The 23,268-nt window shown below is 37.0% G+C and carries 21 protein-coding genes; 16 read left to right on the forward strand and 5 right to left on the reverse strand.

Annotated features, from left to right (window positions below):
* The first annotated feature begins 15 nt into the window (after positions 1–15).
* The 10 genes from NST46_RS15555 (at position 16) to NST46_RS15600 (ending at position 12,866) form a co-directional block, all read left to right on the forward strand.
* The gene (locus NST46_RS15555; protein ID WP_095308860.1) at positions 16–798 is read left to right on the forward strand and encodes an enoyl-CoA hydratase; all 783 of its coding nucleotides are present in this window, start codon (positions 16–18) and stop codon (positions 796–798) included.
* Between the two features lie 15 nt (positions 799–813).
* Complete coding sequence (locus NST46_RS15560) at positions 814–2,343, forward strand: acyl-CoA carboxylase subunit beta (RefSeq protein ID WP_341137452.1); 1,530 nt, start codon at positions 814–816, stop codon at positions 2,341–2,343.
* A gap of 244 nt (positions 2,344–2,587) precedes the next feature.
* On the forward strand, positions 2,588–6,217 hold the full coding sequence (locus tag NST46_RS15565) for a dynamin family protein (protein ID WP_341137453.1): 3,630 nt from the start codon (positions 2,588–2,590) through the stop codon (positions 6,215–6,217).
* Between the two features lie 15 nt (positions 6,218–6,232).
* Positions 6,233–7,096: a 5'-3' exonuclease gene (locus NST46_RS15570; RefSeq protein WP_341137454.1), complete on the forward strand. Its 864-nt coding sequence runs from the start codon at positions 6,233–6,235 to the stop codon at positions 7,094–7,096.
* 355 nt (positions 7,097–7,451) lie between these two features.
* Positions 7,452–7,865, forward strand: coding sequence for a PH domain-containing protein (locus tag NST46_RS15575; protein ID WP_118890422.1), 414 nt, complete (start codon positions 7,452–7,454; stop codon positions 7,863–7,865).
* A gap of 26 nt (positions 7,866–7,891) precedes the next feature.
* Complete coding sequence (cysK, locus tag NST46_RS15580) at positions 7,892–8,815, forward strand: cysteine synthase A (RefSeq protein WP_341137455.1); 924 nt, start codon at positions 7,892–7,894, stop codon at positions 8,813–8,815.
* 184 nt (positions 8,816–8,999) lie between these two features.
* Positions 9,000–9,641, forward strand: coding sequence for a helix-turn-helix domain-containing protein (locus NST46_RS15585; protein ID WP_341137456.1), 642 nt, complete (start codon positions 9,000–9,002; stop codon positions 9,639–9,641).
* Positions 9,642–9,686: 45 nt separating this feature from the next.
* Positions 9,687–10,835 carry a rod shape-determining protein RodA gene (rodA, locus tag NST46_RS15590; RefSeq protein ID WP_341137457.1) on the forward strand — a complete coding sequence of 383 codons (1,149 nt, stop codon included), beginning with the start codon at positions 9,687–9,689 and terminating at the stop codon, positions 10,833–10,835.
* 26 nt (positions 10,836–10,861) lie between these two features.
* Entirely contained in the window at positions 10,862–11,980 is a 1,119-nt protein-coding gene (gene ftsW / locus NST46_RS15595) for a putative lipid II flippase FtsW (protein ID WP_341137458.1), read from the forward strand.
* 169 nt (positions 11,981–12,149) lie between these two features.
* Positions 12,150–12,866: a hypothetical protein gene (locus NST46_RS15600; protein WP_341137459.1), complete on the forward strand. Its 717-nt coding sequence runs from the start codon at positions 12,150–12,152 to the stop codon at positions 12,864–12,866.
* 138 nt (positions 12,867–13,004) lie between these two features.
* Here the strand turns inward: NST46_RS15600 and prli42 are convergent, their stop codons facing one another.
* Positions 13,005–13,142 carry a stressosome-associated protein Prli42 gene (gene prli42 / locus NST46_RS15605; protein WP_095308872.1) on the reverse strand — a complete coding sequence of 46 codons (138 nt, stop codon included), beginning with the start codon at positions 13,140–13,142 and terminating at the stop codon, positions 13,005–13,007.
* A gap of 173 nt (positions 13,143–13,315) precedes the next feature.
* On the opposite strand from prli42, the gene NST46_RS15610 reads away from it, so the two are divergent.
* Together NST46_RS15610 and NST46_RS15615 are read left to right on the forward strand one after the other, a co-directional pair.
* Positions 13,316–14,443, forward strand: a complete 1,128-nt coding sequence (locus NST46_RS15610; RefSeq protein WP_303449720.1) for a M20/M25/M40 family metallo-hydrolase — start codon at positions 13,316–13,318, stop codon at positions 14,441–14,443.
* A gap of 93 nt (positions 14,444–14,536) precedes the next feature.
* Entirely contained in the window at positions 14,537–15,790 is a 1,254-nt protein-coding gene (locus NST46_RS15615; protein ID WP_095308875.1) for a DNA polymerase IV, read from the forward strand.
* 34 nt (positions 15,791–15,824) lie between these two features.
* Here NST46_RS15615 and NST46_RS15620 read toward each other — a convergent pair whose 3' ends face one another.
* From NST46_RS15620 to NST46_RS15630, 3 genes are all read right to left on the reverse strand, one after another.
* Positions 15,825–17,195, reverse strand: coding sequence for an aldehyde dehydrogenase (locus NST46_RS15620; RefSeq protein WP_251658866.1), 1,371 nt, complete (start codon positions 17,193–17,195; stop codon positions 15,825–15,827).
* 14 nt (positions 17,196–17,209) lie between these two features.
* Positions 17,210–18,136, reverse strand: coding sequence for a ribonuclease Z (gene rnz, locus NST46_RS15625; protein WP_118890429.1), 927 nt, complete (start codon positions 18,134–18,136; stop codon positions 17,210–17,212).
* Positions 18,137–18,320: 184 nt separating this feature from the next.
* Positions 18,321–19,046 carry a glycerophosphodiester phosphodiesterase gene (locus tag NST46_RS15630; RefSeq protein ID WP_340001956.1) on the reverse strand — a complete coding sequence of 242 codons (726 nt, stop codon included), beginning with the start codon at positions 19,044–19,046 and terminating at the stop codon, positions 18,321–18,323.
* Between the two features lie 177 nt (positions 19,047–19,223).
* Between NST46_RS15630 and NST46_RS15635 the strand changes: the two genes are divergently transcribed.
* Complete coding sequence (locus NST46_RS15635) at positions 19,224–20,036, forward strand: SDR family NAD(P)-dependent oxidoreductase (RefSeq protein WP_341137460.1); 813 nt, start codon at positions 19,224–19,226, stop codon at positions 20,034–20,036.
* Between the two features lie 38 nt (positions 20,037–20,074).
* Positions 20,075–20,398 (forward strand): iron-sulfur cluster biosynthesis family protein, encoded by a 324-nt coding sequence (locus tag NST46_RS15640; RefSeq protein WP_095308881.1) that lies wholly within the window; start codon positions 20,075–20,077, stop codon positions 20,396–20,398.
* A 77-nt stretch (positions 20,399–20,475) separates the two neighbouring features.
* On the opposite strand, the gene NST46_RS15645 is transcribed toward NST46_RS15640, so the two are convergent.
* Entirely contained in the window at positions 20,476–21,396 is a 921-nt protein-coding gene (locus NST46_RS15645) for an aldo/keto reductase (protein ID WP_341137461.1), read from the reverse strand.
* 138 nt (positions 21,397–21,534) lie between these two features.
* Here NST46_RS15645 and NST46_RS15650 point away from each other — a divergent pair, with 138 nt between their 5' ends.
* Together NST46_RS15650 and NST46_RS15655 are read left to right on the forward strand one after the other, a co-directional pair.
* Positions 21,535–22,080 carry an NUDIX hydrolase gene (locus NST46_RS15650; RefSeq protein WP_095308884.1) on the forward strand — a complete coding sequence of 182 codons (546 nt, stop codon included), beginning with the start codon at positions 21,535–21,537 and terminating at the stop codon, positions 22,078–22,080.
* 2 nt (positions 22,081–22,082) lie between these two features.
* The gene (locus NST46_RS15655; RefSeq protein ID WP_251658868.1) at positions 22,083–23,249 is read left to right on the forward strand and encodes an endonuclease Q family protein; all 1,167 of its coding nucleotides are present in this window, start codon (positions 22,083–22,085) and stop codon (positions 23,247–23,249) included.
* The last annotated feature ends 19 nt before the right edge of the window (positions 23,250–23,268 follow it).

Consider the following 23,268-nt stretch of genomic DNA (forward strand, 5'->3'; position numbering starts at 1 on the left):
AAAGGATGAGGATAAATGTCGGATTTAATTACGATCAACATACATGAGGAGCATGTAGCTGTCCTAACGCTGAACCGACCAGAAGCTGCGAATGCGCTATCGCATGCATTATTAGTTGCATTAAACGAAGCAATAAAAGAAATTAACCAAAACAAATCGATTTATTGTACGGTTATTACGGGGGCAGGCGAGAAAGCTTTTTGCGCTGGTGCAGATTTAAAAGAACGAAAGGGAATGTCAGAAGATGAGGTAATGAAGGCGGTTCGTTACATAGGGGAAACCGTAACCGCAATTGAAGGGATGAATATGCCCGTAATTGCGGCAATTAATGGTGCTGCTTATGGTGGTGGTTTAGAATTAGCCCTTTCATGTGATATCCGAATTGCTGCACAAAATATTAAACTAGGCTTGACGGAAACATCTCTAGCCATCATTCCAGGCGCAGGCGGCACTCAAAGGTTGCCTCGTCTTATTGGAACAGGGCATGCTAAGCGTTTGATATTTACTGCGAAACCAATCGATGCTTCAGAAGCCATCTCTATTGGCCTGGTTGAACAAACAGCTGAACAAGCAGACCTGTTAACAGATGCATTGGTGTTAGCGAAAACCATTGCTTCCAACGGGCCGATTGCTTTAAAACAGGCGAAAATAGCTATTAATAATGGTACGCAAACAGATATAAAAGAGGGATTAGACATTGAACGTGCATGCTATGCGGAAACCATTCCGACAGTAGATAGAGTGGAAGGGCTTCAAGCATTCAAGGAAAAAAGGAAGCCATTATATAAAGGTATTTAGTGAGGAGGATGCAACATGTCTTATTTAGAAGAATTGCAGGAGAGAATGCGTAAAATAGAAAAAGGCGGAAAAGACAAGTACCATAAAAGCAATGAAGAAAAAGGGAAGCTTTTTGTCCGAAAACGATTAGAGATTTTATTTGATAGCGGGATGAACATTGAAGATGCATTTTTTGCGAATTGCCTGGACGACGATTTACCATCTGATGGGGTTGTTACAGGAATTGGAAAAGTCAACAATCAGGACGTTTGTGTGATGGCCAATGATTCGACAGTAAAGGCCGGCTCGTGGGGGAAGCGAACGGTTGAAAAGATATTGCGGATTCAAGAAACAGCAATGAAGCTTGAGCTGCCAATGATTTATTTGGTAGACTCTGCAGGTGCCAGAATTACCGACCAAATCGAAATGTTTCCAGGCAGACGTGGTGCAGGACGAATTTTCCATAATCAAATTAAATTATCGGGAAGAGTACCACAAGTATGTTTGCTGTTTGGACCATCTGCGGCTGGAGGAGCATATATACCAGCGTTTTGTGATATTGTGATCATGGTTGATGGGAATGCCTCCATGTATTTAGGTTCACCAAGAATGGCAGAAAAAGTAATCGGAGAAAAGGTATCATTAGAGGAAATGGGTGGTGCAGTCATGCATTGTTCAGTTTCTGGTGTTGGTGATGTGTTAGTGAAGACGGAAGAAGAGGCAATACACTATGCACAGAACTATTTAAGCTATTTTCCGGCTAATTTCAGGTCGAAGCCGACTAATGTTGAAGCGAAACCTGTTCCAGCATTTGAAAAGTCGATCACTGATATCGTACCAGAAAACCAAAATGCTCCATTTAATATGTATGATTTAATTGACCGAATTATTGATGAAGGCAGTTTCTGCGAAATCAAGAAGAAGTTTGCAGCTGAATTAATTACCGGGCTTGCACGGATTGAGGGCAGCTCTGTCGGCATTATCGCAAACCAGCCACGCGTAAAAGGCGGCGTTTTATTTACGGATTCTGCTGATAAAGCAGCAAAGTTTATCCAGCTCTGTGATGCCTTTAATATTCCGCTATTATTCTTAACAGATGTACCAGGATTTATGATAGGAACAAAGGTAGAGAGACAAGGTATTATTCGGCACGGTGCTAAAATGCTTTCAGCGATGAGCGAAGTAACGGTACCAAAAATATCGGTCATTGTTCGGAAGGCATATGGTGCAGGTCTTTATGCGATGTCAGGACCAGCGTTTGATCCAGATTGCTGTTTAGCTTTCCCAAATGCACAAATTGCGGTAATGGGACCAGAAGCAGCAGTAAATGCTGTGGAAGCTAATAAAATTGCCCAATTACCGGAAGAGGATCGTGCCGCATTTATTAAACAAAAGCAAGATGAATATAAAGAAAATATTGATGTTTACCGACTTGCATCTGAAATGGTAATCGATGCCGTAATCGATCCAAATACATTAAGACAGGAGCTAGTGAACCGTTTTTCCGTTTATGCAGCTAAAAATGTAACATTCACCGAAAGAAAGCATGGTGTATATCCTGTATAAACAGGTGATTATAAAATTGAGATGACAAATAAAACCTAGAAACTAAGATAATCATGTTTCTAGGTTTTTAACTATGAATTCCTAATCATTTAGATTACCATAATAATATTATGTAAACTAATAAACAAACTTATCTTTGCGAATCAATAATAACCTTATTTGTGAAATCGCTTTTATAATTTGTGGCAATCCAATGACTAATTTCGTATAATAGACTTTAAATTGGGATGTGGAAGAAGGGGACATGAATACCGTGATCGTAAAAGATAGAAAAGAGTCGTTAAATGCAGAACAGCTAGTTGCTTTGTATGCCCAGATGAAACAAAACGGGGATCATTTAAATGCATCTAAAATCCTTGACATTTATGAAAAGTACCAAAAACAGGAGCTGATAATAAGTTTTGCTGGACACTTTTCAGCCGGGAAATCTTCAATGATTAATGCATTGTTAGAAGAAGAAATTTTACCGAAGAGTCCAATACCTACCAGTGCAAACGTTGTTAAAATTACTTCAGGTGATGCTGTTGCAAGGGTGTTTTTTACGACAGAGCAGCCTGTTGAATACAAAGAACCATATGATATTGAAATGATTAAGGAATATTCAAAGGATAAAGAGGCAATTAAAAAAATAGAAATAAGCACTGGTAAACAAATCGTACCTGTTGGATCTGCACTTATTGATACACCTGGTATTGATGCTGCAGATGATGCAGATCGAATTATGACAGAGGCATCCTTACATTTAGCTGACGTTTTATTTTATGTGATGGATTATAATCATGTACAATCAGAGGTTAATTTACAATTCTTGAAGTCAATTCAAGAGAAAAAATTGCCTTATTTTGTTGTTATTAACCAAATTGACAAGCATGATGAACAGGAACTACGTTTTGTATCGTTCGACAAAAGTATTAAACAAACGTTTGATCAATGGAACTTAAAGCCAAATAATATCTATTATACTTCACTAAAAGAACCGAATATAGCGCATAACGCATTTGAGCAAATCAAAGAAAAAATATTTATTATGATGGGGCCAGACCGTCCAAAATATCTTCATATTCAACAATCCGTACGACAAGTAATGGATGAGCACCGGTCATTTCTTGCAACAAAATATGAATCCCTGATTGATGATCTAACAGCCGGTGAAGCGACGAGATCCGATGATTCGTATTTAGATGAACTTGAAGCAACAGAAGAAAAATTATTATACCTAGAGAATGAACCGATAAAATTTGAGCGGGAATTTTTTGAAGAGCTGCAACAAACATTAAATAATGCCTATTTGATGCCAGCAAATCTTAGGGATAAAGCACAATTATTTTTAGAATCACAGCAATCCGATTTTAAGGTCGGGCTATTTGCATCGAAAAAGAAAACGAAAGAGGAAAAAAATACACGAGCAGAACAATTTCTCGCTCTATTAAAAGAAAACATGCACAAGTCTATTGAATGGAAGTTTCGCGATAAGCTACTAGTATTGTTGAAAAAATATGCTATACATGATACTTCCCTTCAAAATGAAATTAATGGGATGGTGGTTACATACGAGCTTGACCATCTACTGCAATTAATGAAGCCTGGTGCGAAAGTGAATGGAGATTATGTATTAAATTATACGAATGATGTATCGGCAAATATTAAAAGCATATATAAACAGCTTGCAAGAAAACAATTGCATGTTATGCAATCATTAATTGTTAAAAAGAATGAGGATGCAAAGAGAGTCCATGAGCATAATTTTACTCATTTCAAAAAACAACAGAATATAAGTGAAACAATAAAACAGCTGCAATCAGAATGGCAAGCAGCATATGCGAAGTTAGAGAGACAATATAGTGAACCAAAAGTTGATGCGTCCGGATGGGAATTAGTTAAGCAAGCATTAGAAAGGAAGCCCAAACCAATTAGGGTAGTGGCAGACAAAAGGACAGTCTCGACTATAGAATACAATAAACCTAGCGAAAAGGATTTCAAGAATAATGGTTTTACGAAGGAAATGAAAATGGAGGATGTCGTTGAGAGCATTGAATCGACGATAAAACTGATTCGTGAGTTGCCAGGATTTGAGTCTTTAAAGACAGACTTATCGGAGAAAGCAAATCGACTGAGAAACCGCTCCTATACGATAGCTCTTTTCGGGGCATTTAGTGCTGGTAAATCATCGTTTGCAAATGCGTTGATGGGTGAGAAAGTATTGCCTGTCTCACCAAACCCAACAACTGCAACAGTGAACAGAATTTGCCCTGTTAATGATAAACACCCGCACGGTACTGTTGTCGTTACCTTAAAAGATCAAGCAATGTTAGCCCGAGACTTACAAATGATTACAAAGAAGTTATCACCAAAAGGTTCAGAGTTTGACGAACTAATTGAATGGGTTAAAGCAAATGAACTTGAGAAGAGTGAGCAATTAAACAAGATGTATCAAGCTTATTTACATGCTATGTTAAAAGGTTACGAGGTTCATCGAAACTTTATCGGGAAAGATATTACGATTAACCTTGAACAGTTTGCAAGCTATGTAACAGACGAGACGAAAGCTTGTTATATCGAATCCATTAGCCTATATTATGATTGTGCACTTACAAGAGAAGGGATTACACTTGTTGATACACCAGGAGCAGATTCCATTAATGCACGGCACACGAACGTTGCCTTCGAGTATATTAAGCATGCAGATGCAATTCTTTATGTAACCTATTATAACCACGCTTTATCACGCGCAGATAAAGACTTTTTGATGCAATTAGGACGTGTAAAAGAAGCATTTCAGTTAGATAAAATGTTTTTTATTGTCAATGCGTCGGATTTAGCCGCTGACGAAGCAGAATTAAAGCTCGTAACGGATTATGTGCAAGGACAATTATTACAATTAGGTATCCGACTTCCAAGGCTCTACCCGGTTTCAAGCAAAACATCATTGGAACAAAAAATAGCAAAACAATCGCTTAACAAACAAATGCAGCAACTGGAAGCTGATTTTTACCAGTTTATATATCATGACCTTTCGTCTCTCACAATTGAATCAGCAATTCGTGATATGGGAAGAACGAGCCACACACTAGATAATTATATCCAATCCATAAACATGGACCATCAGGAGAAAGAAACTAGGGCAAATGATATAAAAACGAAGGCAAATAAACTGGTATCAGAAATTAATGCCTATGATGCTTCAGTTTATCAGGATCAAATTGCTCAAAAAATAGAAAAGCAATTGTTTTATGTTTTAGAAAGACTATCAATTCGTTTTCATGATATGTTCAAAGAAATGTATAATCCGACAACCATTACCGAATCAGGGAAGAAAGCACAAAATCAGCTAAGAGAAAGCTTGGATAATTTGCTCGAATACATTGCTTTTGAGCTTCATCAAGAGCTGCAAGCTGTGTCGCTTCGAATAGAGTCCTATATGCACGAGCAATTAAATGAATTCTTCCAGGCTTTGGCCGGTAAAAGTGTAGAGAGCGATTCATTATTTGAACTGCCAGATATGAAACAGCTGGAAATTGATACACCAGCCTTTCAAAAAGGTTTATCTGACATTGATTCCAATCAATTTAATGCTGTATTTTCTAAGTACAAAGGCACGAAAGCTTTCTTTGAAAAAAATGAAAAAGAATTTATGAAGGAACAGATGTATGCTATAATAAAACCTTGTGCACAGCAATATTTAGATACAAATCATTCTTTCATGCAAAGCTCTTACCAAAATCAATTGGATAGCCTTGTTGAAAATATTCGTGCGCAAGCGGAACGAAATGCCCACTTGCAAGTAGATAATTATTTAAAAATGCTGCAATCTACAGTGGATATACCAGTTCTGCTAGAAAAGCAGAAACAGTTAAAGTCGATTATAAAGCATTAGAGGAAGTGTTAAAATATGGATAAAAAAAATGTATTGCTCGTTGATGGAATGGCCCTTTTGTTTCGTGGCTTTTTTGCAACATCTTTTAGAGGGAACTTCATGCGAACGAGTAAAGGAATTCCCACAAATGGTATTTATCAATTTATGCGTTACTTTTTAGATGCAGTCGATACATTTAAACCATCACATGTAATATGCTGCTGGGACATGGGCAGCAAGACTTTTCGTACAGAGTTGTATGAAGGCTATAAAGCAAACCGAGATGCGCCGCCAGAAGAACTTATTCCACAATTCGATTTGGTTAAAGAAGTAGTGGAAGCATTTGATATGCCAAACATTGGTTTAGTAAACTTTGAAGCAGATGATTGTATTGGAACTCTCGCGCGCATCTATAGCAAAACAGATGAAGTAATAATTCTTACTGGTGATCAGGACATACTGCAGCTTGTTGATGAGGGCATCCGTGTTGCGATCATGAAAAAAGGACAAGGAAACTACGAAGTGTTTGATCGTCATAATTTTTATGAGAAAAAGGGAATTTCTCCAGAGCAAATTATTGATTTAAAAGGACTAATGGGTGATACCGCTGATAACTATCCAGGTGTTAAAGGCATTGGCGAAAAAACGGCATTAAAGCTCTTGCAGGAATATGAAACAATTGATAATTTGCTAGATAATATAGATAAGCTTCCAAAAGGTGTTCAAACAAAAATTAACAACAATTTGGACATGCTTCACTTATCAAGGTCATTAGCTCTGATTAAATGTGATGTTCCAATCAGCTGTTCATTAGACACGGCATTATGGAAATATGATAAAGATAGAGTTTCAATGAAATTTGAGGAATTAGAATTTAAAAATTTAGCAAAATTAATATAAAGCTTTATTTCGAATCAATCCTCTGTATGCAAATATACAGGGGATTTTTTTGACCTTTTACATTTCCGGTATACGGCAGTGGGGTATATAACAAAAAAGCTGGGGTATTTATTTCTCTGAAGAAAATGGTTTCTGTTGTAGTTAAGCGGGGTTGGAATGTTTTAAACCAAATTCGTTCTTTATTAAGAAACAAACTATTTTTCCAGATAGTTCGTTATAAAGAAATTATTTGTAATGAAGTAAGATCAAAGATTTTCATTAGATATAAATAATGGTAATGGCTGCAAGAAATGTCTATAATAAAGATTACAAAACAATAATTATTTAAGTACTACGTAGTGGAGGAGGAAATGGAATGTATTTCCCTTCGAAAAAGGATAAATGGTTAACGATTGTAATCTGGGGAATTGCTTTGCTCGGATTTATCACACCACTAATAAAAGCACAGCTGATTTCCGCTTTTATCATGCTGCTTTTAGGGCTATTTCTTTTATGGTTTTGGTTTAAAACTGGTTATAAAATAGAGGGTGGAAAAATTAAAATTCATTATGGTCCAATCCGCCAAACAATAAAAATAAATGAGATTGAAGTTATCATGAAATCGAAGTCACCTTTAACAGCGCCAGCACTATCGATGGATCGTATTCAAATTAGATGTGGAAGGTATGATATATTTTCGATTTCTCCACAAAATCAAGATCGATTTTTAGAGGTTATTACGGATATGAATCCAGATATTTCACTTGATACGAGGTTACTAAATAAATAATTCAGAATGGAAAGTAGAGGTTAATTATGCAAGTAGTACATAATGTAACAGAATTAATCGGTAATACGCCATTAGTAAAGCTCAATAAGCTAGTTCCACAGGGCGCAGCAGATATTTATATTAAGCTGGAAATGTTTAATCCAAGTAAGAGTGTGAAAGATCGTGCAGCAGCTAATATGATTAAAGTTGCAGAAGAGAAGGGACTTATTAAGCCTGGAGACACGATTATTGAGCCGACGAGCGGAAATACAGGAATTGGCCTTACGATGACTGCAGCTGCTAAAGGGTATAAAGCAATACTCGTCATGCCCGATAATAGTACAATGGAAAGAAGGAATATTTTAAAAGCTTATGGTGCAGAGGTTGTATTAACTCCAAGTGAAGAGAAGATGCCAGGTTCCATTAAAAAGGCACTGGAGATACAAGCGGAAATCCCTGGAAGCTTTATCCCGCAGCAATTTGAAAACACTGCCAATTCGGATATTCATCGAACGACAACTGCGCTGGAAATTATGGAGCAGACCGATGGGGAACTGGATGCATTCGTCTGTACAGCTGGAACTGGAGGGACAGTAACCGGAACTGGCGAAATATTGAAGCAGAAAATTCCTGGAATTCATATAGCAGTTGTAGAGCCAAAAGGATCACCAGTCCTCTCGGGAGGGAAGCCGGGCAAGCATAAATTAGTCGGAACCAGTCCTGGTTTTATACCAGATATATTGAATACAAGTGTGTATGACGAAATTATTCAAATCAGCGATGAAGAAGCGATTGGTTTATTACGGAGATTGGCACAGGAAGAAGGTATTTTTATTGGGCCTTCTGGTGCGGCAGCAGTTTATGCTGCAATAGAAGTGGCTAAAAAGCTAGGTGAAGGAAAAAGAGTAGTTTGTATTGCGCCTGATACAGGTGAACGCTATTTAAGTATGAATCTTTTCGATGGCGTTTAATAATCATTGTTAATATCTTATCGTGATAGAGACCCTTGAAAAGTTCAAGGGTCTCTTAATTATGCCTTAAAAACCGTTGACCCTTGTGTTGACTTTTTGTCAACGTGAAGGTATAGTACAACATAATGTGTATCCTTAAACACAGAATTTAATATGATTATTGATTGATAGAGAGGATGAGAGAATGGACATAAAAAGTGCAAATAATGAATTAGGTAAACGAATAAGAGAATTGTTACAGGATAAATCAATGTCAATGCGTCATTTAAGTAAGTTGACGGATATTGACACAGCGACAATATCACGAATTATTAATGGGAAAAGAAAAGCTAATTTAAATCATTTAGAAAACTTTGCCAAAGGCCTTGAAGTTCCAGTAGTCGATTTAATTGAAGCTGCTGGTTATCGTTCAAAAGATAACGAAGAAGAAAATCGTACTGGTGTTGAGGAGGAGCTTAAATATACCAAAAAATTACTTGCCGCATATCAGATTGAAGAGGAAAGACTGACAATGGAAAATATCGAGCAAGAATTAAAAGTGCATCAGGAATATAGTCAAACTGATGAGGGGCGAAGAATGATTATTACAAGCTTTAAAGAAAAGCTTAAAAAAGCTGGCTCTGCAAATTCGTTTGTTCAGCAATTGGAAGACATGTACCATCGATTTCGTCTGCAAAAGGGTACAAAAACAGAGGTTACACTTTTGGGTGGAGCTTTGATTTATTTTATTTTGACGATTGATATGATTCCTGATTATATGTTTGCTATCGGTTTTCTTGATGATGTACTAATTGTTAAATATACAATGTTTCTATTGAAATTTTAAGATGCTTTTTTGTTTTAAATTTTTGAAAGGGTAAAAGATTAGAACATGCAGAAAAAAAATAGTCCATTAGACTATCAGTTATTATTCATTATTTTAGTTCTTTTAATTTTTAGTTGTTTCGCTGTGTACAGTGGGTCTGGACAATATGGGGAATCAGGATACTATGTGCTTCGGCAAATTATCTGGTACTGCATCGGGATAGCAATCATGTTTGGAGTAGCAGCTTTTGATTATGAGCTGTTGGAGAAATTGGCAAAACCACTATATTGGATCGGGGTCTTTTCTTTACTGCTGGTTCATTTATTTGGTGTAGAAAAGAACGGATCACAACGATGGATTAGCCTAGGTTTCATTGAATTGCAGCCATCAGAATTTATGAAAATATTCTTGCTCGTGTATCTAGCTGTATATTTGAAAAAAATAGGTGAAGATAGAATTTCCTTCAAAAAGAGTATTCCGGTAGTAATAAGAATCGGCATCATAACCATTATTCCTATCTTATTCATTTATACACAGCCTGATTTGGGCTCTTCTCTAATAATAATCTCCATTGCTTTAACTTTATTTTTTATTTCCAGTATCTCGTTTAAGATGATTATGTTAAGTGTTACGGTTATGACAAGTGCTATTGGATTTCTTATGTATCTTTACACGTACAAAAATGATCTATTTACACAAATTTTTAAGCCGCATCAGCTTGGGAGGATTTATGCTTGGATAAGTCCAGATAAATATTCTTCGGGATACGGATATCAACTAAAGCAATCAATGCTAGGTATTGGATCGGGGCAATTAACTGGTACTGGGTTTAATCAAGGTGTACAGGTAAATATGGGGAAAATACCTGAAGCGCATACCGACTTTATTTTTGCTGTAATTGGTGAGGATTTCGGATTTGTAGGTGCAAGTTTACTTCTCTTTACATATTTCTTATTGTTTTATCGGATTTTAAAAATTGCTCACAAATCGAACACTTTGCTTGGTGTTTATATATGTGTAGGGGCTATTGGTTTAATTGCCTTTCAAGTATTTCAAAATATAGCTATGACAATCGGTCTAATGCCAATAACAGGGCTTGCTTTACCATTGATTAGTTATGGGGGAAGCGCTCTAATAACGAACATGATTGCATTAGGCTTAGTTTGCAGTGTTCGTATGCGGTCTAAAAAATATATATTTAGTGATGGTGTTTAATTCATCTGAAAGATATGGTGGTAATCATGACAACTTTTATTAGAAACAAATTTAGAAAAATAGATTATTCATTGCTAATCAGCATTTTATTATTGGCTGGGTTTGGTGTAATCATGGTATATAGCGCTAGTTACCCAATCTCATATGTCCATTATGGAGATGCCAATTATTTTTTTTCAAGACAGATTCAATGGTTGCTGATCGGCCTGTTCTTTTTTTCTATTGCAGCAATTTTGCCTTACCGGCTTTATGGTAAGTTAAGCCCAGCTTTCATATTCATGTCCATTTTATTGCTAATCATTATCTTAATGCCTGGAATTGGTGTTGAACGTAATAATTCACAGAGATGGATACAGCTTGGAGGGTTTGTTTTTCAGCCTACTGAGCCGATCAAGTTATTCATGATCATTTATTTTGCTTATTTTTATTCACAGAAGCAAGCCTATATCAATCAGTTTAAAAAAGGTGTTTTACCCCCGCTATTAATTTTGGGGGTTATGTTTTTATTAATATTGAAACAACCTGATTTAGGATCCGCTGCATTAATTTTATTCGTATGCGGAATAATTGTCGTTTGTTCCGGCGTAAGAAAAATTCATTTGTTTATTTTAGGCAGTGTTGGATTAATTGGAGTTATTTATTTCGCTTTTACATCAGCTTACCGTTTTGAACGCATTACCTCCTTTTTAAATCCGTTTGAAAACCATTTAGGTTCAGGCTACCAACTTGTGAACTCTTATATTGCTATTGGAACAGGTGGAATATGGGGAGCAGGTCTTGGTAACAGTGTTCAGAAATTAGGTTATTTACCAGAGGCTCATACGGATTTCATTATGGCTATTATTTTGGAGGAAATAGGAGTATTTGGCCTGATTATTGTTTTGGGTTCTTATTTGTTCATCATGCTTCGAGGAATAAGGATTGCGAAGGATTGTAAAGATATGTTTGCAAAGCTATTGGCGATAGGGATTACATTTCAAATTATGATCCAAGCCATTTTTAATTTAGGTGCGGTTTCTGGAATGCTTCCAATTACAGGTATCACGTTGCCACTCGTAAGCTACGGAGGATCTTCTTTATTATTTACACTAATTTCTGCCGGTATTTTGGTTAACATATCTACTTTAACTAAAGGTGCTGGCTAATATAGGGATACGATTTTGCTTTATTGGTTTTGGGTAATTCTCTTAACCGATAAAGCTTTTTTATTTTGTTACTCATGCGTCTCACAACTTTATAAAAAGTCATTTATTTTTCAACCTCAACTGGGCAACCTATAGAATGGCAAAAATAATGAAAGGGTGTTTATAAAGAATGATGAAAAAAATCTTGTTAACAGCCGTATTTATGACTGGTATGATTTGGCAGATGCCAAGTATTTCAGCTTCCTTCCATGAGGATGTGGTTTGGAAATCGTTTGGCAATCACAATGAAAAACAGGAAACGGATAAGCGTTTTTTCAAAAGTAAAGCATTGTTAAAGCTGCACGCTAAAGAATTAGGGATTGATATGGCGGGGAAGGACGATGAAACACTTGCCAAGGAAATATATGAGGCAATGGTTCTTCAAGCTGCTAAGAAGTTAGATATTGAATCAGAGGGGAAATCAACGGAAGAATTAAAAGAGGAAATTTATCATGCTAAAGTAATGGAAAAAGCTAAAGAACTTGATGTTGAGTTGAAGGGGAAAGAGCCGGATGCATTGGCTCGGGAAGTGCATGAAATTCTAATGAAGCAAAAAGCAATTGAGCTAGGAGTTTCTGTGCAAGGAAAGGATTCTAACGCATTGAAAACTGAAATTAGGAAAGCTGCGCTAACAAAGAAAGCGGCAAAATTAGGAATTATGACAAAAGGAAAAGAAGTACATGAAATTAAAAATGAGATATATGAGGCAAAGATTATTCAATCAGCTGAAAAGCTAGACATTGATATAGCGAATAAAGATGCGGAGCAGCTTTTAGATGAAATTATTTCGGAGCACTTTGAACAAGCAAAGGAACTTCAAATCTACCCATTTAAAGCTTCATCATAAAAAAACAGGCTGGAAAAATCCAGCCTGTTTGGCAGATAGGAAGCTATGACACTTTTGATATCTGCATCAGTATAGCAGAGGAAGAAAACTTGCTTTCCAAGGAAGCAAAACACTTTCCTAAAAAATGCCTTTATCAAATTAGATGATAAATGCCAATCCAGCAGTCAAGGTCGACACGAGCATTAAAATAATCATGATATAAACAATAATTTTATTTCTTCGTTCACGTTTTGATTTTTTTCTTGGAGCCGATTTATAATTTGAATTTGCAGCCATTAGAGAACCTCCTTCTAAAAACACATTCCTATTGAATATTTTAACTTGAAAACCTATTATGGACAAGTCATAAAAAGAGCCTACCTGTTTTTCATTAGAAATGGATTGGAATATCTCGCTGTAAAAAATGCTCAACTTATAGTAGCCTATATATTAGGATAGGAGGATTTTATATGATAACTGTAAATCAAGAAAGATTAGTAGAAGAATTTATCGAGCTTGTAAAAATTGATTCCGAGACGAAATTTGAAACGGAAATTGCTGAAGTATTAAAAGATAAATTTACAAACCTAGGTGTAGAAGTGTACGAAGATGGAAGCAAAGACATGACCGGCCATGGTGCAGGGAATCTAATTTGCACATTAAAAGGAAATGTGGAGGGCGCTGATACCATCTACTTCACATCCCACATGGATACCGTTGTACCTGGAAGAGGAATACAACCATCAATTAAGGACGGCTACATTACTTCAGATGGCACGACTATTTTAGGAGCGGATGATAAAGCAGGCCTTGCAGCTATGTTGGAGTCAATACGTGTTATAAAAGAAAATAATATTCAGCATGGGGATATCCAATTTGTCATAACGGTTGGAGAAGAATCTGGTTTAGTCGGAGCGAAAGAGTTAGACCGCTCTCGCATTAAAGCTAAATATGGTTATGCGCTTGACAGTGATGGTGAAGTTGGTGATATCGTTGTAGCTGCACCGACACAAGCAAAGGTGTTTGCTGTTATTAAAGGGAAAACAGCACATGCAGGATTAGAGCCTGAAAAAGGTATATCAGCGATTACACTTGCTGCAAAAGCTATTTCGAAGATGCCGCTCGGAAGAATTGATGAGGAAACGACGGCTAATATCGGTCGATTTGAAGGTGGGAAACAAACGAATATCGTTGTGGACCATGTTGAAATCCTCGCAGAAGCAAGATCACTCGTACCTGAAAAAATGGAAGCCCAAGTAGCTAAAATGAAAGAGGCTTTTGAAAACACTGCAGCAGAATATGGCGGATCTGCTGAGGTTAATGTGAAAGTAATGTATCCGGGTTTCAATCAACGGGCTGGTGACCAAGTAGTAGAAGTAGCTCGTCAAGCTGCTGAATCAATTGGTCGAGAAAGTAAACTGCTAAAAAGCGGTGGGGGAAGTGACGCGAATGTAATCGCGGGTTTTGGTATCCCAACCGTAAACTTAGCAGTAGGTTATGAAGGGATACACACAACAAACGAGCGCATTGCTGTGGCTGATCTAGTCAAAGTAGCCGAACTCGTTACCGCAATAATAAAAGAGGCAGCCAATAGCTAGAATAGTCAACCTCCTATGTGTCGTCAACACATAGGAGGTCTTTCTATTTATGATATACTAGAGTAACAATGCTAACAAAGGATGGAAAAAATAATGGCAATTTCTGAACAGAAAAAAGGAAGAGTCATTTTTCATATTGATATGAATTGCTTTTATGCATCAGTTGAAATGGCTTATAACCCGAATTTAAAAGGAAAGCCACTAGCTATCGCTGGAAACCCTGAGGAGCGCAAAGGAATTATCGTGACAAGCAGCTACGAAGCAAGAGCAAAAGGTGTAAAAACAACGATGACGATTTGGCAAGCAAGAAAGCTTTGTCCAGAGCTTATTATTATGAAGCCTAATTTTGATCGTTATCGGCTTGCTTCTAAAGAAATTTTTAAAATGCTTGCTGAAATTACTCCTTATGTTCAGCCTGTTTCGATTGATGAAGGGTATATGGATGTTACAGATACAGATGCACTAGGAACGCCGCTGGAAATTGCACAAAATCTCCAGCAAAGCATTTTAAATGAATTGGATATACCTTGCAGTATTGGAATCGGGCCCAATAAATTTTTAGCTAAAATGGCATCGGATATGAAAAAACCACTGGGAATAACGGTCTTGCGAAAGCGAGAGCTAGACCAAACATTATGGCCTTTACCAGTTGGAGAAATGTACGGTATTGGAGAAAAAACAGCGAATAAATTAAATACGATTCATGTTGAAACAATTGGAGATTTAGCTAAAAAGGATGTCTATGAGCTGAAGCAGTTGCTTGGGATTAATGGAGAGCGATTGAAAAACAGAGCGAATGGTATCGATTTAAGACCTGTTGATCCTGATGCAATTTATGAATTTAAAAGTATTGGAAGTTCACAAACCTTACCAGATGACACGATAGACTGGAATGAGATTAACAGCTTAATGCGTCTGCTGGCAGATAATGTGGAAAGGAGAATGAAACGTAAAAACGCAGCCGGAAGAAGTGTGCAAATTACAATTCGCTATCATGATCGTAAAACCATTACAAGAAGCAGGAAGCTGCAAACGTACATTGATCAGAAGGCGGATATTCTTTTTATAGCGAATGAATTATTCGAACAGCATTGGAATGGGGAGCCAATACGTCTATTAGGGATTACGGTTCAAGATGTAGAGGAAAAACAGCAGCTTGGCCAGCAGCTTGACCTATTTACTTATGAGAATGAAGCAAAAAAAGAGAAACTTTACGCTGTTATTGATGATTTGGCAGAAAAATATGGGAAAAATCCTTTCAAGCAATTGGAAGGTAACGAAAAAAAAGATAATGCACAGCCGAGAACAAGTTTTCAAAAAGACTTTCTCGATGACTATAAAAAGTAAATCCCGCAACCTTAAAGGTGCGGGATTTTGCATGCTATTTTATCATATTTTTCACTACTGTTTCTGCTAGTTTGCTTCCAGGGTAACGGAAAGGTAAATCGAATTTTGTTGTTTGTTTTAAGATACCTTTCTTGTGGGAGAAGGTATCAAAGCTGTGTTTCCCATGATAAGCCCCTATTCCGCTATTACCAACTCCCCCAAATGGAAGGTGAGGATTTGCTAAGTGATATAATGTATCATTTATGGATCCACCACCGAAGGAAACATACTCCATAACTTGCTGCTGCATTTTTTCATTATCACCAAAATAGTATAGTGCAAGTGGTTTTTCCATTTTTTTAATTTTATAAAGTGTATCTTCAATATTTGTGAATGTGAGCACAGGCAGAATCGGTCCGAAAATTTCTGATTTCATAACAGAGTCTTCCCAGGTGATTTTGTCCAATATCGTCGGTTCAATCATGAGTGATTCCCGGTCTGAATTACCGCCATGTAATACCGTGCCATCTGTCAGGAATGCTTCAAGACGATTAAAATGCTTTTCATTGATGATTTTCGTATAATCACTGTTCCGAAGTGGATCTTTCCCGTAAAATGATTTGATATACTTTTTCATTGCCTTAAGCAGCTTAAACTTAACGGACTCATGGACATATACATAATCTGGGGCAACACAGGTTTGCCCAGCGTTCGTAAATTTCCCCCAAATAATCCTTTTCGCTGCAAGGTTAATATTTGCATCCTCATCAACAATAGCTGGGCTCTTACCACCAAGCTCAAGTGTAACTGGTGTTAAATGCTCACTTGCCGCACGCATGACGATTTTTCCAACTTCTGAACTACCAGTAAAGAAAATTGAATCAAAACGTTGTTTCAATAATGCAGTACTTACTTCCTGTCCACCTTCAATAACGGTTACGTACGAACTATCGAATGCGCCCTCTATCATATCTGCCAGAAGCATGGAAGTTGCTTTTGCATGCTCTGACGGTTTTATAATAACACAGTTTCCGGCAGCGATTGCTCCGATAACAGGGGCTAAAGCTAGCTGTAACGGGTAATTCCAAGGTGAAATCACTAACACTACTCCATAAGGCTCTTTCATAATATAACTTTTGGAGCCCTTATGTGTAATTGGGGAAGGCACTTTCTCGGCAGCCATCCAGTACCTGAGATTTTTAATAGCTACATCAATTTCAGAGTAAAGAAACCCAAGTTCCGTTGTTAATGTTTCATGTTTTGATTTATTTAAATCCTTTTTCAATGCCATATAGATTTTGCTTTCATGCTTTTTTAGCATTTCTCTTAGCTTTTCTAATCTATCTTTGCGAAAAGTATAATCTACGGTATTTCCGTTTTGAAAAAAAGCTCGTTGATTATTTACAATTGTTTCGATGTATTCCATAAAAAAACGCTCCTCTAGTTTTTGGTTGCTATAAGAAACCGGGAAAAATCTTTTGCTAGATAGGTCTCGGAAAAAATTTCCCGAGCTTCCTCAATTATTTGTTGATCATCTTCTGTTTGATAACGCGAAGAAATATGTGTTAATAGTAGCTGTTTTACACCACTTCTAGCAGCAAGTGTTGCAGCCTCTGTATTCGTGGAGTGAAAGTAGCTTTGTGCTAACTCTGCTTTATCACTCGTAAAAGTAGCTTCGTGGATTAGTAAATCGGCGCCTTCAACGAACTCACCATAGTCCTTTTGACTTCGTGTGTCGCCAAGTATACAAATAACCCGTCCTTCTTTTTTAGGACCGATAAAGTCTTTTTGATATAAAGTTTGGCCGTCTTCTAATTGTACCATTTTATTGTTTTTAATTTGACTATAAATTGGCCCTGGTTCAATCCCGGTATCCATTAGTTTGTTAACGAGTAGCTCTCCGGTTTTATCTTTTTCTGTTATGCGGAATCCATAACTTGGAATACCGTGATCCAGCAGTTTAGCATGGACAGTGAACTTTTCATCTTCTAAAATAATGCCTTCATTAATTTCTACTGTTTTTAGTGGATAGTTGAGATGTGTACCACTGATGTCTAAGCATGTATGAATATATTCTGAGATTCCTTTAGGGCCGTATACGGTTAATAATCCTTCTCCAGCTTGAAAGGAGCGACTGCTTAAAAGACCAGGCAGACCATAAATGTGGTCTCCATGTAAGTGGGTAATGAAAATTTTATTTATTTTTCTAGGTTTAATGCTAGTCCGTAAAATCTGATGCTGTGTAGCTTCTCCGCAGTCAAACAGCCAAATGCTGTTTAACTCCTGTAATAGCGATAATGCTATTGCTGATACATTGCGCTCTTTAGAAGGAACCCCTGCGCCTGTACCAAGAAATATTACTTCCATAATAATCCTCCATCTAACATTCCGTTTCGTGCTATTTTAAGTGCGTGTTCAAAAAGAAGGATAAAAAGAACCGAGGTCGTCAAAGATCGAAATGTCCTTTTGCGACGCCGACACTGGCACGTTCTGTGCGAAGGTCTACTGATCTCGATTTGTGTCATTTTTACCGGACTTATTGAACAACCCTTTAAAATTTATTTCGATATAGTAGTGCTTTATTTGGTACATCTGTAAATATCCCATCACAGCCTAGCCGGAAGCATCGCATCATTGGTGAAAAATGATTAACAGTATAGGCACGAACTCGCATGTCCTCCTGCTGGCATTTTTGAATTAATGCTTTATTTAATAATCGATATTTAACATGAATTGCTTTTGCACCTAACTCTTTTGCATAACGTGCTAAATTATTGATTTTACGCGATGTCAGCAATCCAATTTCAATCGTTGAGCTTAATTGGCTAAAACGTTGTACACTTTTTGGGTTGAAAGTTGAAATAGTTGTCCGATCTACAACATTGTATTGATTAAGCAGTTCAAACACGATTGGTTCCAAATACATATAGTCTATTTTATTATTTTTCAGTTCAAGATGTAAGTGCAGAGGCGTATCACTCATCCATTGCAGAAATTCTTCCAGTGTTAGAATTGTTGCGCCTGCAAACTTTTTCGAAAACCACGAGCCCGCATCTAATTGTTTTAATTCTGCAAGGTGATAATCTTTTATGTAACCATAACTGTTTGTTGTTCGTTTTACATGCTCATCATGAATTAGAACCGGGATATTATCTTTTGTTAACTGTACGTCCGTTTCAATTGCCTCAGCCTTCATACGAAGCGCTAGCTCGAATGCTGGCATCGTATTTTCTGGAGCAAGTTTGCTAGCGCCGCGATGCGCGATGATCATTGTCATACATTTCACCTCTTTATAATTGTGTTAGATTTTACGCTAAAAGTCAATTTAGACAAGCAAAGACTGCCTTACTAAAAATCGTTAAAATTGAAGTATGTAATGAAGGACGGTAGAATTAGTAATAATAAAAAGTTATGACTCTATTTAACTATATGGTATTGAATTTCAATTAAAAGATTGGAACGATTTGATATGATTCATACGGCACTTAACTCTAAAAAGATTATTGTTACAGGAGCATCAAGCGGTATTGGTGAACAGTTGTGCAAGAAGATAGCAGAAAATGGTGGTATACCAATTATGCTAGCACGTTCTGAAGATAAACTATTAGCAATTCAAATGGACCTAAAATTGGAATTGCAAACAGAAAGTTATATCTATAAAGTTGATTTACAAGATAATGATGACATAGACTTCAATATCCAAACCATTTTAGCTGAGCATGAACAAATACATGGCTTGATTAATAATGCAGGGATTGGTGTCTTTGATGCTGTGGAAGATATGAAATGGCTAGATTTGCATGAGATGTTCCAGTTAAATGTTTTTTCGTTAATGCGAATCACGCAGTTGTTAATTCCTCACTTCAATCAATATAAGCTAGGGCATATTATAAATGTCGCTTCGCAAGCAGGGAAAATTTCCACACCAAAATCAGCTGCCTATGGCGCATCCAAACACGCTGTAATTGGTTTTACCAATACATTGCGTCAAGAAATGGATAGCAAAGGGATTTATGTAACAGCTGTTAACCTCGGTCCTGTCCGCACTAATTTTTTTAAAGTGGCTGATCCGAGCGGAAGCTACAGGCAGAGTGTGGATCGTTATATGCTTGATCCTCAGCAAGTTGCTAATACCATTGTTCGTTATTTATTTACAAAGAAGCGGGAAATTAATATGCCTTTCTGGATGGAAGCAGGAAGTGTTTTTTATCGATTATTTCCTGGCCTTATGGAGAAACTCTTGCGTAGCTCTTTTAATAAAAAGTAAAAACGGGATGATTATAATATGAAAAGGGGAACTTAACCATGAAGTTAACAATTACACTTGAAGCTGAACAGAAACTAATGGATATAAGAACAAATGATAGTAGCCTAGTTTTATGGTACGATACAGAGGGATGTGGATGTGGTGTGAATGGACTTCCTACAATTCAATTGGTTTCCGAAAAACAGGATTATTATCAAGAGCTTGCGAGTAATACAATAATTCCAACATTCATTGATAGCAGACAAGCTGTTTTCTTCTCGGAAGACATGAAACTAGATATTCGAAATGGTGTTTTCCGACTTTCAAGTCCGGAAGGTATTCTAAATCCGTTTATTTCTATTCAACAAGCAATACACAATTGAATTATATTGAATAATGAAAGAGCGAAAAGCAATCACGGATGATTGTTTTTCGCTCTTTTTATAAGTGGTTTTAAGATTTATCGATGACTCGTATACACATTGGCTTTTGTCAGTTGTTTTAACTTGTTATATTCCGCTGTTGTTAATTGCTCTGTGTATTGGTGTTCGACATTTTCTTTTATCTGTTCCACCCGGCTAGCCCCGAAGACAGCTGTTGCTATTGCAGGGTGTTTTTGAACATACTTTAATGCAAGTGTATTCTGAGATAATTTATGCTGCATTAAGTGTGAAATACCTTGCTGTACCTCCAGTAACTCTGTATAGGAATAATCAAGAAACCCTTCATTTCCTTTTCTTTCAATAACCTTCCCGGCATCGTTGCTTAGCATTCCTTTGGCTAGTGGTCCACGCGCCAGTACGCTAACCTCGTTTGAATGAAGGAGATCTAATGTCGTTTCTTCTGGCCTGCGATCGAGCAAACTATATTGTGTCATTACACCATCAATAGACGAATGCTCAATATATTCATGGATAACATTTGGACGTATTGAAGAAATTCCATAGGCACGAATATGGCCTGCCTTTTTTAATTCTTCGAAAGCGTCAATTGTTTCATGGATCGGGTCATCAATTGTTCCACCATGCAACATATAAAAGTCGATATAATCTGTCTGCAGCCGTTTTAAACTATCCTTAACTGCTTGTTCGATATATTTTTTCGACGGATCCCAAAACCAAGTTTTCTTTTCTTTATCAAAATGATTGCCGACTTTTGTCGTCAGTACAATTTGATCTCTTTTATTTTTAACTGCTTCACCAATAAGTTCTTCATTTTTACCGAAATCATATAAATCCGCAGTATCTAAATGATTAATCCCATAATCAAGCGCAACATCGATAATTTCCTTCGCTTTATTTACATCGGTGCCAAGTGACATACAGCCTAAAGTTAGCTCTGAAATCATAATATCGGATTTTCCTAATCTGTTTTTCTTCATTATCTCCACTCCGTTTCTACATTGCAGTATTTATTTTAATTGTAAGGAGAGCTGTGATAGAAGACAAACTTTTTATACCGGCTACCTGAGATTTCGTATGCTACAATAGGGGAAGAATGTTAATAAGGGTGGTAAATAATGAAGAAGTTTGAAGAGAAAACAATTAAAAGCGAAGAAATATTTAACGGAAAAATAATCAGTTTGCAAGTGGATGATGTAACGTTACCGAATGGTAAAACAGCAAAAAGAGAACTCGTCAAGCATCCAGGTGCTGTAGCGGTTATTCCAATCACGAAGGATAATAAAATAATTTTTGTTGAACAATATCGTAAGCCATTGGAAAAATCGCTAATTGAGATTCCTGCCGGTAAACTTGATCTAAATGAAAATCCACTGGCTGCAGCAGTACGTGAACTAGAAGAAGAGACTGGGTATACGACAAATGATCTTTCATTTGTAACTTCCTTCTATACATCACCAGGGTTTGCTGACGAATTAGTTCATATTTATGTTACAGATCAGTTAGTCAAAATGGAGAATCCACCAAAAGGGGATGATGACGAGTTCGTTGAAGTGCTAGAATTAACACTAGACGAAGCGAAAGAATATGTCGTTGAAGAACGCATCCATGATGCCAAAACAAATTATGCGATACTCTATTTGCATGCCTTAGGGAGGCTTTAGGATTGAACGTCTACTTTGCTGATATGCATATTCATATTGGCCGTGATAAATACGGAAAGCCAGTAAAAATAACAGGCGCAAAAAGCCTAACATTAACGAATATTTTAATGGAGTCAAGTAGAAATAAAGGAATAGATATGATAGGGGTGATTGATTGTCACGCTCCTGCTGTCCAGGAGGAGATAAAATCACTGATTGATAATGGGGAGGCGAGCGAATTACCAGAAGGTGGTATTCGCTTTGAACGAGTAACGCTTATACTCGGTTCGGAAATTGAAATTTACGATGAAAATTGTCTCGGCCCGATTCATGTACTTGTGTATTTACCGACACTTTCCAGTATGGAGGCCTTTTCTAAGTGGTTGTCAACTCGAATGAAAAATATAACGTTAAGTTCACAGAGGTATTACGGATCAGCAAAGCAGCTCCAATATAAAGTAAAGGAATTAGGTGGATTGTTTATTCCTGCCCATGTGTTTACGCCGTTTAAAAGTTTATACGGAAAAGGCGTACGCTGCTCCTTAGGAGAAGTATTAGATCCTGATTTAATTGATGGAATTGAATTAGGACTAAGCTCAGATACTCAAATGGCAGACCAATTATCCGAGCTTCACCGATACACATTTGTGACGAATTCAGATGCGCATTCACTTCCGAAAATTGCTAGAGAATACCAGGAAGTCGTCATGCAGAATCCGACTTTTAAAGAATTTAACTGGGCTTTACATCGTGTTGACGGCAGGCAAATTAAACGTAACTTTGGGATGAATCCACTGTTAGGAAAATACCATACGACAGTGTGCAGCAACTGTTTTGAACAGGTAACAACAGATATTACAAAATGTCCAAAATGTGGTTCTACAAAGATTATTAAAGGTGTTTCTGACCGTATTGAAGAATTAAAAAATACGGATAAACAGGAGGTGGAACGACCTGACTATTTGTATCAAGTTCCACTTGAATATTTGCCAACACTCGGACCAAAAACATTTCAGAAGCTTTTAAATGCATTTGGAACGGAAATGGAAGTTATTCATCATACACCATATCAGAATTTAATAGAAGTTGTACCAGAGAAGCTAGCGAATTCTATTATACAAATGCGTGAGGGAAAATTGCCTATAAAAGCAGGTGGTGGAGGGAAGTATGGAAGCATAGGTCCTTCCTAATTCATTTGGAAATCTAGGA

The sequence above is a fragment of the Oceanobacillus sp. FSL W7-1309 genome, assembly GCF_038002145.1.
GTDB lineage: Bacteria > Bacillota > Bacilli > Bacillales > Amphibacillaceae > Oceanobacillus > Oceanobacillus profundus.